General features: G+C 55.7%; 2 protein-coding genes. Both read left to right on the plus strand.

The window, feature by feature from the left end:
- The coding region (locus tag H8L32_RS27155; RefSeq protein ID WP_186950997.1) for a cellulose synthase subunit BcsC-related outer membrane protein at positions 1-217 on the plus strand (217 nt) is incomplete at its 5' end.
- A 220-nt stretch (positions 218-437) separates the two neighbouring features.
- A partial coding sequence (locus H8L32_RS27160) for a cellulose synthase subunit BcsC-related outer membrane protein (protein ID WP_186950998.1) occupies positions 438-4,740 on the plus strand: 4,303 nt, incomplete at its 3' end.

Raw genomic sequence — 4,740 nt, forward strand, 5'->3', positions numbered from 1 at the left:
TGGGCAAACGAGGTCCGCGTTCGCCTTCAAGATCAATGGTGCGGCAGAATACCAGCTGACCCCGCATTTATTCCTGGGAGGCCGTTTAACGGCAGACAACTCGGGAGACTTCAACGATGCGGCGGCGGCGGTGTACCTGCGCTATAGTTTCGAGACCAGAAAGTCCCCGGTTGCCTTCCCACCGGTTACTCCTAAACCTTATTATTCCGGAAATTAAGCCTGTTGTATTCGGGTAGCAGATAAAAAAACCGCCAGTATCTGGCGGTTTTTTTACATATTTACAATAGATTTACAATTGCTGCTTAACATGCGCTTCCTATTTATCCCGGCATACTTCAAAATGAAGGAAATATGCTTTTTGTGTTTAAGACATCGCTGCAATATGTCACTGCACCATGCCGCAAAAAGTACTGCCAGGCGGTCAATAGGGGAAATGAATGATTTTTAAGAAGAAAGCGTTGGTATTGGCGCTTTTGACGGTCTATCTGGAAAGCGGGACTGCGCTCGCGAATTCTCCTTTGACGCAACAATTGAAAGAGCAGGCGCAATTCTGGGCACAGCGTGGCAAGGATGAAAACGCTGCCGATTCCTGGCGCAAGATACTCAAGATTGAACCCGCCAATGCCGAGGCCTTGCTGGCACTGGTGATTTATGAAGCCAGGGCTGGCAATGCCGATCTGGCCAAATCCTATTACGGTAAATTGAAAGGTGCACAGACCAGCACCAATCAGTTACGCACTGCCGAAGAAGCGCTGCGGCGCGGCAACAATGGCGGTGTAGGGCAATTGGACAATGCCCGCAAGCTGGCCCAGCAGGGTGACGCTGACAGTGCGGTGGAAGCCTATAAGATCATGGGTGACCCGTCCAAGCTCAAGGGCGATGCCGCGTTTGAATATTATCAGGTGCTGGCAGGTACCAAGGCTGGTTACCCGGATGCCAAGCGTGGGCTGGAAAAAATCAAGAATGAGAATCCTGGCAATGCCCGCTATGCGCTGGCGTATGCCCAGGTACTGACATATCGTGAACCGACCCGTCTGGAAGGCATTGCTGCACTGGAACAATTAACCAGCAGGGGCGATGTTGCCAAACCGGCGGCTGAATCGTGGCGCCAGGCCCTGACCTGGATGGGTGTCAAGAATGAAAACGTCAAACATTTCCGCCGTTACCTCGACAAGTTTCCAGATGACCAGGTCATCAAGGACCGCCTGGCCAATTTAAACCGCCCGGCAGCGACCGCCGCAGTGGAAGAAAAAGCCAATCCAGCCAAAGTGATGGCAGAGGCCAAGCAGAATACTGCCGTCAAGGCGACGGCAGAAAGCAAACAGAAAATCGAAGCTGCTTCAAAAGAGGAAGTCAAGGCGGAATCTAAATCGGAACCTAAAGCGGAATCTAAATCCGAATCCAAGACAGAATCCAGGCTCGCTAAAAAAACCGAAACCAGGGCTGAAAAGAAAACTGCTGCAAAATCCGAAACCAAAGCTGGCAGCGGTGATTCGCTGGACAAGGCCCGCACTGCCGCCTTCAAGGCACTGGATGACAACGACCTCAAGACTGCAGAAGCAGCTTTCCAGGCCCTGATCAAATCCCATCCCAGAGATTCCGCCGGTTATGGCGGCATGGGCCTGGTGAAAATGCGCCAGGATGAATTTGCCGAATCACGCACGCTGTTGCACAAAGCAGTGGAATTGTCGCCAGCCAATCGCAAGGACCAGTGGAAGCAGGCATCTGACCGCGCCAATTACTGGGGCCTGATAGGTGATGCACGCAGCGCCTTTGAGGACAGCAACAGCGCCAAAGGTATTGCCCTGCTGCGCAAAGCGGTGGAAATGGACCCCAGGGAAGCTGTCGGCATTCTGCAACTGGGCGAAGCCTTGCTGGCAGAAAATGATGCCACTGGTGCCGAAGCCAATTTCCGCCAGGTCTTGAAACAGGAACCCAAAAATCAGGGTGCACTCGACAGCCTGATCGGCCTGCTGGCCCAGCAAAAACGCATCAAGGATCTGGAAGATCTGAGTTCTTCCATGTCGCCACGACAAATGACGGTGCTGTCCGAATTGAAATCTACCCAGTTGTGGGACAAGGCCAAGGCCGCCGAAGCGGCAGGTGATATCGCCACTGCCCAGGCTACTTTGGAAGATGCGATTCTCATCACCCCCGACAATCCATGGCTGCGCATCGCGCTGGCAAAAATCTACCTGCGCCAGAATGCGCCGGGCGCAGCACGTGCCCTGATGGATGCCATGGCCAATGTAGAAAATCCGCAGGCCGAAGCCCTCTATGCCAGCGCCTTGTTAAGCGCCATGCAGCAATTATGGTGGGAAGGCCTGATGACGCTTGAACGTGTGCCTGTCGCAGCCCGCAAGGCGGAAATGGTCGAACTGCAAAAGCGCATGTGGATACGGGTACAGATTGACCGCCTGAATGTCTTTGCCAATCGTGGTGATATTGCCCGCGCGCGTGAACTGCTGGGCGTGATAGAAAGTACTGCAGGTAACGATGCCGAATTTATCGGCATTGTTGCTGCCTTCCACATGAAGGTTGGTGATCCTGCCCATGGCCTGGCATTGATTAAACGCGCAGTGGACACTACACCTAATCCTTCGGCTGGTTTGATGCTGCAATATGGTATGGCCTTGCTGCGCGCCAATCAGGAAGCTGAACTACTGGCCGTGATGCGCAAAGTTGCTGACATGCCGCGCCTGACGGCTGAAGAAGTGGGCGATTACAAAGACCTGCAACGTATCTTGTCCATGCGTTATTCAGAACGTGCGCGTGAAGCAGGGGACTTTGCGACCTCGTTCAACTATATCCAGCCCATGTTGTTGGCCGACCCGGATGACAGCCTGTTGCTGCTGAGCCTGGCACGCATTTATACATCGGCAGGTGACACGGATTCTGCCAGGGAATTGTATGTCCGCGTTTTGCAATCCGAACCAGACAATCCCGAAGTCTTGCAGGCGCTGGTGTATGCCGCCATACAGAACAAGGATTTCACTGGCGCAGAAGAACACCTGGCCACTCTGATGCGCCTGCAGCCGGATAATCCGCGCATTATTTCACTGGCTGGTAATGTCGCCAGGGCACAGGGTAATCATACCCGGGCACTGGAATTTTTCAGGCAGGCATTGGCGATGGAACAGGCGCAGCGTCCGGCAGCAGGCCAGGGCGTGAATGGCATACGCCTGGTAGGGCCGGCACAGGCCGCCGGCGTCAATGATTTCAGGGTGAATCCTTTTGCAGACCGCAATGCGGCAGTGCCAGTTGCGCAAGCCTATGCGCCACAACAGGCCGTGGTACCGAATTCCAAGAGTGCGATTTTTGCGCCGGTAGGCGTACCCATGCAACAGGCTGCTCCACAGTACGCGCAGCCGCAATATGCCCCGCCTGCACAGGCGCAGTATGTGCAACCCCAATATGCACAACCGCAATATGCACAACCGCAATATGCACAGCCACAATATGCACAGCAGCAATACGCACAACCACAGTATGCGCAGCCAGCCCAGGCGCAATATGTGATTCCCCAATTGCCTGCCAGCGTGATGGCGAACGCAGCAAGCAAGGCCTCGCCCGTTGCTGCGCAGGCACCTGTGCCTGTGCCACAACAAATGGCCAGTATTCCCCAATTGCCGGCCAGGGTTGCTGTTGCGCCTGCGGCAGTTGTTCCAGTTGCTTCAGCAGCACCAGCACTATTGCCACAACAGGCGGCAATTAATCCTTCGATTGCGATTGTGCAGGGTGGGGGTGGTACGAATACTGGCGCGGTTACAGGTACCTCCACAGGTGCTGTCACCGTGTACCAGATACCGCCAGCGACAGTAACCCGTACCCCACTGACCGCAGCCGCACCTGCATCGGCAGGCACGTCTTATGTACCACCAAAAGTCAGCTACCCGGCAGCACCAGTACCGGTGCCGCAGCAATATGCAGCCAGCGCGGTTAACAACGGGGTTGCGAATAATGGTGCTGCTAATGCAGGAGGAGCCTCAGGCACAAGCGGTTATTCCAGCGGTAGCGCATATGCAAGCAACCCCGCTGGTACAGGCAGTATCTCAGCGGCACGCAAGCTGGGCAAACCCGCGCAGAGCACCAACGTCAGTCCGGAAGAAGCGTCCCTGCTCAAAGAAATCGACGCCATCAATGAACTCAACCAAAGCCAGGTCACAGTCGAAGTGGCAGGCCGCTCCCGCAGTGGAGAAAAAGGCCTGTCAGCCCTGAATGGCGTAGAACTGCCCATCGAAGCCCAGATCAGCACCCTGGGCCTGGGCCAGTTCGGCTTAAAAATTATCCCCGTGCTGGCTGACGCCGGCACCCTGGCATTGAACGACACCAACATCGCCGGCCAGTATGGCCGCAATGCCATCCTGGTAGAACGTGCCAAATACGCCAAAGTCCCGTTCACCACCATCGCCCGCCAGCAAGGCCTCTCCAACGTCGCCAGTCTGGATCAGGAAGCCAAAGGCGTCGCCCTCAACCTCAGTTATGAACTGGCAGGCGTGCGTGCCGACATCGGCTCCAGCCCCATCGGCTTCCCCGTCCAGAACATCGTCGGTGGCCTGCGCTGGAGTGGCTCGGATGACGGAGCCAGCCTCGGCATAGAAATCGCCCGTCGCTCAGTGACCGACAGCTACCTCTCCTATGCCGGAGCCAAAGACAGCCTGTATGGACTCACCTGGGGTGGCGTCACCCGTAGCGGCATCAAACTCGACACCTCCTACGATGGAGAAGACGGCGGCGTCT

This window comes from Undibacterium hunanense (assembly GCF_014284335.1).
Lineage (GTDB): Bacteria > Pseudomonadota > Gammaproteobacteria > Burkholderiales > Burkholderiaceae_D > Undibacterium > Undibacterium hunanense.